Source organism: Mesorhizobium sp. M7A.F.Ca.US.006.01.1.1 (assembly GCF_003997935.1).
GTDB lineage: Bacteria > Pseudomonadota > Alphaproteobacteria > Rhizobiales > Rhizobiaceae > Mesorhizobium.
Genome location: NZ_RZQL01000327.1, coordinates 1 through 6,362, shown reverse-complemented (window position 1 = coordinate 6,362; position 6,362 = coordinate 1). Strand labels below are relative to the sequence as shown.

General features: G+C 61.3%; 5 protein-coding genes. 2 read left to right on the top strand and 3 right to left on the bottom strand.

Annotation, left to right across the window (positions count from 1 at the left end):
- The 3 genes from EN943_RS33725 to EN943_RS33715 all read right to left on the bottom strand — a co-directional run.
- The coding region (locus EN943_RS33725; protein ID WP_127416223.1) for an ABC transporter permease subunit at nucleotides 1-982 on the bottom strand (982 nt) is incomplete at its 3' end.
- Nucleotides 975-1,898: an ABC transporter permease subunit gene (locus tag EN943_RS33720; protein ID WP_127416222.1), complete on the bottom strand. Its 924-nt coding sequence runs from the start codon at nucleotides 1,896-1,898 to the stop codon at nucleotides 975-977. The genes EN943_RS33720 and EN943_RS33725, both read right to left, overlap by 8 nt.
- Nucleotides 1,899-2,062: 164 nt before the next feature.
- A complete protein-coding gene (locus EN943_RS33715) occupies nucleotides 2,063-3,655 on the bottom strand; it encodes a peptide ABC transporter substrate-binding protein (RefSeq protein ID WP_127416221.1) in 1,593 nt (530 codons plus the stop codon).
- Nucleotides 3,656-4,066: 411 nt separating this feature from the next.
- Between EN943_RS33715 and EN943_RS33710 the strand changes: the two genes are divergently transcribed.
- On the top strand, nucleotides 4,067-4,480 hold the full coding sequence (locus EN943_RS33710) for a TadE/TadG family type IV pilus assembly protein (RefSeq protein ID WP_206522859.1): 414 nt from the start codon (nucleotides 4,067-4,069) through the stop codon (nucleotides 4,478-4,480).
- Nucleotides 4,481-6,262 (top strand): TadG family pilus assembly protein, encoded by a 1,782-nt coding sequence (locus EN943_RS33705; RefSeq protein WP_127416220.1) that lies wholly within the window; start codon nucleotides 4,481-4,483, stop codon nucleotides 6,260-6,262. It abuts the gene before it with no gap.
- Nucleotides 6,263-6,362: the final 100 nt, after the last annotated feature.

Genomic DNA, 6,362 nt, shown 5'->3' with positions numbered 1-6,362 from the left:
CGCCCCAGCTGGTCATCGGCTCCTGCACGCCGAGGCCGAGAAACGACAGGAAACTCTCCAGGATGATGACCTGCGGCACCAGCAGCGTCATGTAGATCACCACCGGGCCGAGCAGGTTGGGGATGACGTGGCGCAACAGGATACCACGCTGGCCGACACCCATGGCTTCCGCCGCCTGGACATATTCCTGGCGGCGGATCGACAGCGCCTGGCCGCGCACGATGCGCGCCATGTCGAGCCACAGCACGGCGCCGACCGCCAGGAACATCAGCACGAAGTTGCGGCCGAAGAACACCACCAGCATGATGACGAAGAAGATGAAGGGCAAGGAATAGAACACGTCGACAATGCGCATCATCACCTCGTCGACCTTGCCGCCGGCAAAGCCGGCAGCGGCCCCGTAGACCACGCCGATGACCACCGCCACGACGCCCGCGAGTAGGCCGATGGCCAGCGATATACGCCCGGCCATCAGCGTGCGCGACAACAGGTCCCGGCCGGTGTTGTCGGTGCCGAACAGGAAATATTGCTGCTTGATCGAGGCGCTCATCGTCACTTCGAGACCGTCGGGCGACTTGCTCTCGATCTTGGTGTCGTCAAAGGCATCGGAACGGTCGAGATAGCGGATGTTGCGATCGTCGATCGGCCTGATCGACTTGACGGTGACGAAGACCTGGTTGCCTTCCTGCCGCCACTCCTTGATGTCGACCCGCATGCGCTTGATCGCTTCGGTGAGCGCCGTCTCGATCATGTCGGCCTTCGGATAGGCCGACAGGCTTGGCGGCATGCGCACATAGTCGGCATAGATGGTGGTGTATTGATGCGGCACGAACCACGGCCCGAACACGCTGACGACACCGATCAGGGCCAGGTAGTACAGGCTGAACATGGCGGCGCGATTGGCCTTGAGCCGCGCCCAGGCATCCCCCCAGAGCGAACGGCCGATGACGATGGGGGCGGCTGTGGCTGTGATGTCAGTCATAGCGCACCCTCGGATCGACGACCGCGTACATGACGTCGACGATCAGGTTGAAGACAATGGTAAAGATGGCGATCACCACCACCGTTCCCATCACCAGCGTGTAGTCTCGATTGAGCGCGGCATCGACGAAATAGCGGCCGACGCCCGGAATCGAGAAGATCGTCTCGACGATGACCGAGCCGGTCAGCAGTGCCGCCGCCGCCGGACCGGTGAAGGAGACGATCGGCAGGATGGCGCCGCGCAGCGCGTGCTTGACCACCACCGACCAGTCGGACAGGCCGAGCGCGCGCGCCGTGCGGATGTGGTGGGACCGCAAGGATTCGATCATCGAGCCACGCATCAGCCGGGCGACGATGGCGATCTGCGGCAGAGCGAGCGTCAGCACTGGGCCAACCTTGTTGATGAAAGCGCCATCGCCCCACCCACCGATCGGCAGCAGCTTCCATGTCAGCCCGAACAGGAGCTGGATCACCGGCGCGATGACGAAGGTTGGAATGGTGCTGCCGGCGGTGGCCAGCGCAATCACCGTATAGTCGCCAAGCTTGTTCTGGTTCAGCGCCGCAATGGTACCGAGCACGCAACCGAGCAGCAGCGCCAGGACGAGCGCCGAGGCACCGAGCTGGACCGAAATGGGCAGGCCCTTGGCGAACAGTTCGGTGACGGTGAAGTCCGGCATGTTGTAGCTCGGGCCGAAATTGCCGCGCAGCAGATTGCCGAGATAATGGACGAATTGCAGCCAGAGCGGGTCGTTGAGGCCGAATTGGGCTTCGAGATTGGCCTTGATCTCGGGGCTCAGCCCCCGCTCCTGGTTGAATGGGCCGCCTGGCGCGACGCGTATCAGGAAAAACGCCATGGTCACGATGACGAACAGCGTCGGGATGGCGGTCAGAAGCCGCCGTAATACGTATCGCAGCATCGGTGCCCCGCTTGATCCAGAGCAACGCGCGTCCAGCTGGACGGTTGCGCTCTAGCTTTCAAATCTTCGCACCGACATGCCGAAAATCGATTCCGGTTCCCGGGCCGATGCGATGGCAAACCAGCACCGCCGCGCATTGAGCTGCGCGGCGGCCCAGCTAAGGATCAGTCCTTGGCGATGAAGCGGGACGGATGGATGTCCATCACATTGTCGTCGAAGCCATGCAGCTTCGAGGAAACGATGTCGTGGAAGCTGTAGTAGAGAAGCGGAATGTTGCCGACGTCATCGACAAGGATGCGCTCGGCCTCAGTGAGGTCCTTCATGCGCTCTTCCGGCTTGCCGCCGGCAGCCGCAGCCTTGTCCATGGCCGCTTCATATGCTGGGCTGACATAGCTCGAATAGTTGTTGCCGCTGGCCTTGCGGGTGATGCCGAGGAAGGTCTCCGGATCCTTGTAGTCGGCGATCCAGGCGGCACGCGCCACATCGTAGTCGCCCTTCTGCTCAAGGAAGGAGTAGTGGGTCTTGGTGTCGGTGTTGACCAGCGAGACGTCGACGCCGAGCGGCTTCAACTGTTCCTGGATGGCGACGGCCGTGTTCTTGTGGTTTTCTGAAGTGTTGTAGCGGATCTCCATCTTCAACGGATGCTCGGGCGTATAGCCGAGTTTCTCGAGGGTCTTCTTGGCAGCGTCCTCGCGGTCGATCTGCGACATGTCGGCGTATTTGGCCATTGCCGGCGTGTAGCCTGCGATGCCCGGAGGCACCATCGAATAGCCAGGCAGCATCGAGTTCTGCCAGACCTTCTCGGCGAGGAAGTCGCGGTCGATCGCCATCGAGATGGCGTTGCGCAGCTCGACATTGTCCCACGGCGCCTTGTCGGTCTTGATCGCGTAGTAGTAGGTACCGAGATAAGGTCCGACGCGGACCTGGTCGCCGAACTTGGTCTTGAGGTCAGCGAGCTGTTCGGTCGGCAGGTCGCCGTAACTGTCAAGTTCGCCGGCCTCGAAGCGCTTCATCGCCGATGAGCGGTCCTCGGTCGGGATATAGTTGACGACGTCCATCTTGACGGTCGCGGCGTCCCAGAATTTCGGATTCTTGACCAGCTTCATGTGGTCGTTGGGAATCCACTCGGCCAGCGTATAGGCGCCGTTCGAAACGAGATTACCCGCCTTGATCCAGTCGGCGCCGAGCTTGTCGATCGAGGCCTTGTTGACCGGATAGGTGGCCTGGTGGGTCAGCATCTCCAGGAAGTAAGGCGTCGGCGCCTTGAGCGTGACTTCGAGGGTATTTGCGTCAAGTGCCTTGACACCCATATCCTCCGGCTTGCCCTTCTTGGTGTTGACGTCCTCCGCACCCTTCACCGGGTACAGCATCGAGGCGTATTCGGCAGCGGTGGCCGGATCTTCCAGCCGACGAAACGAATAGACGAAGTCGTCCGCCGTCACCGGGCTGCCATCCGACCAGAGGCCATCCTTGCGTAGCTTGAAGGTGTAGACAGTGCCGTCGTCGGACACTGTCCAGCTTTCGGCCGCGCCCGGAATGAGGTTCGTCTTCTGGTCATGCATGACCAGGCCCTGGAACAGGTCGCGTATGATATCGGCTTCGTAGACTGTCGAGGTCTTGTGCGGATCGACCGTCTCCGCTTCGGCGGCGCTGCCTCTGTTATAGACGGTCTCGGCGAAAGCCGGCGTGTAGAACGTGCCGGTGGCCAGCGCCATGGTCGTGGCGAGCACCGTCGCCTTCAGCATGTTTTTCAGCATGAAGTTCTCCCTGTCGGCGCTGCCGTTGGCGCGCCTATTAAGTGTTGACGCCCTGGAGCCGATATCTGACCCCTTTGAGCGCGCCGCTGGTTCCCGTCCTGCGGCTCGTGCCCAGACACTAACGCGGAGAATTTTTATTTCAACAGACTCTCTGGGTCACCCAAAGTAAGGCGGACGAAAGCTACGGCGTGGCCGCTGGAACACCAGCCGAAACCAAAAGCTTGACTTGGTTTCTTCACCTCGACGCCATTTTTCACCGCGAATCGGAGCCGTGCCAGTTTGCCGGAATGTCTTAATGCGTTCTTAAGCAACCTGAGGTTACATTATGAGTACCTTCTATATGGTTCGAACTTCAGACGTGCGGCGGCTATGAGTAACGGAGCAAGCAAATTGCCCAAAATCCGTCAACTAATGCGGAAATTCCAAGAAGAACGCGGCACTTCTGCGGTTGAATTTGCCTTACTCTCACCTATTTTCATTCTTCTTCTGCTCGGAATGGTTGCATATGGTATATACTTCGGCGCCGCCAACTCGATCCAGCAGATCGCAGCGGATGCCGCCCGCACGGCAATTGCCGGGTTGAACCAGACGGAACGCCAGACGCTCGTAGCCAGCTTCGTCACCAACAATGCCGGCGGATATCCCTTCGTGGATGTCAGCAAGTTGACCTACCAGGCCAACGACAGCACGGCCGATGGAAGCCAGTTCGTGGTGTCCATCCAGTACGACGCCCGCAACCTGCCGATCTGGAACCTTTTCCCGGGCATAGCCATGCCGGGGACCACGATCAGGCGCCAGTCAACGATCAGGGTCGGGGGCATTTAAATGCTGCTGTATGTGTGCAATGGGATCGGTCGGCTTGCCCGGTTGATGCTCAGTGACAGGAAAGCGAACTTCACCGTCATGGCGGCATTGAGCGCGCCGGTGGCGCTGGCGCTTGCCGCGGTGGCCATCGACGAAGCCTCGATCTACACCGAGCGCCGCGAAGCCCAGGCAATGGTGGATCTGGCGGCGATCACCGCCGCCTCGAACATGACCAATGTCAACACAGCGGTTGTCACCACGCTGACCGACAACGGCATGCCCGGGGTTGTCGTTCAAGCCTCGGGACAAACGATCGAGCCGGCGGCCGGCAAAACCGTCGTGACGGTCACGCCTGGGCGATATGTGGCATCCGGCGCCAATGTGGGCCAGCGTTTCCAGGCCAGCATAACACCCTACAATGCCGTCCGTGTCACCCTGAAGAAGATCCCTGCCCGCTATTTCGCGAGTTCGCTGATCCCCACTCCCGTCATTGGCACCCAAGCCACCGCCAGCATGACGCCGCAGGCGACGTTCTCGGTCGGATCGAGGCTCGCCAGCCTCGATGGCGGTATCCTCAACGCGCTTCTCGGCGGACTTCTCGGCACCAACATCTCGCTCAGCGTCATGGACTACAACGCGCTCATCTCCGCGGATGTGAGCGTGCTTTCCTTCGTGGACGGCCTTGCCACCCAGCTGAACCTGACCGGCGTGTCGTATTCGGATGTGCTGGCATCGAAGGCGACCGTGGGCCAGATCGCCACGGCCATGGCCAATGTGCCGGGGCTTGGCAACACGGCCAAGGCCGCCCTGCAGACGATCGCGTCCAAGTCGACCAGTACGGTCAAGATACCGCTCAGTCATCTGGTCGATCTCGGCTCCGTCGGCAAGTTGGGCCTCGGGCAAAGGCCCGCCGGCCTCGGCGTCGATGCCAGCGCCTTGGGAATGCTGACCGCCGCCGCCGGGCTGGCAAACGGTTCGAAGCAGGTCGACGTCGCCCTCGGCGCCACCATTCCCGGGGTGCTGTCGACCACGCTCGCCATCGCCATCGGCGAACCGCCGCAATCCTCGCCATGGCTGGCGGTTGGAGAAGCCGGCACCGTGGTGCGCACCGCGCAAACGCGCATCAAGCTGCTGCTCACCCTTGGGGTCGGCAGTAATCCGAACCTGGGCGGCGGCATCAGCCTGCTGTCGGTCAAGCTGCCGCTGAATGTCGAAGTGGCCTATGCCGAGGCCAAGCTGACCGACATCAGCTGTCCGACCGGACCCGACAGCCTGAAGGTTACCATTGCCGCGAAGCCGGGGGTCGCCGCCGTGAACCTTGCCGCCAGCGATGCCGATAACAGCCCCACCGCCTTCGCCGATTTCAGCAACCCGCAGTCGTTCTCCGACGCCAATATCGCGGACCTCAGCCTCACTCTGCTGCTGCTCAAGATCGACCTGTTACAGGTGAAGGGTTCGGCAGCAGCCGAGGTCACCAACGTCAGCCCGACCAACCTGGTCTTCAATAAAACCGAGATTGCCGCCAAGACCATAAAGACCACCCCGACACGGGATTTGACCCAGACGCTGACCGCTTCATTGGTCGACAATTTGAGGCTCTACGTCGGCGCGCTTGGCATCGGGCTTGACCTAACCGCCATACTCGGCGTCGTGAAGCAGCCGGTCTTAGCGCTCTTGAAAACCGTGACCGCACCAGTCGACACATTGCTTTACAATCTGCTCGATACGCTCGGCGTGCACCTCGGCGAAGCCGATGTCCGGGTCACCGGCGCGACATGCGGACGTGCCGTGCTGGTACAGTAACGGTCGGGATATCAGTCGAGCCTGCCAAAAAAGACTCCAAGCGCTGGCAGCAAAAGCTCGGCCCCGACGACCGCGGCATCGCCATCAAGCTGTGCAACCG

Coding starts and splice junctions, on each gene's coding strand:
- EN943_RS33720 (WP_127416222.1), bottom strand. CDS start 1,898: ATGCTGCGATACGTATTACGGCGGCTTCTGACCGCCATCCCGACGCTG.
- EN943_RS33715 (WP_127416221.1), bottom strand. CDS start 3,655: ATGCTGAAAAACATGCTGAAGGCGACGGTGCTCGCCACGACCATGGCG.
- EN943_RS33710 (WP_206522859.1), top strand. CDS start 4,067: ATGCGGAAATTCCAAGAAGAACGCGGCACTTCTGCGGTTGAATTTGCC.
- EN943_RS33705 (WP_127416220.1), top strand. CDS start 4,481: ATGCTGCTGTATGTGTGCAATGGGATCGGTCGGCTTGCCCGGTTGATG.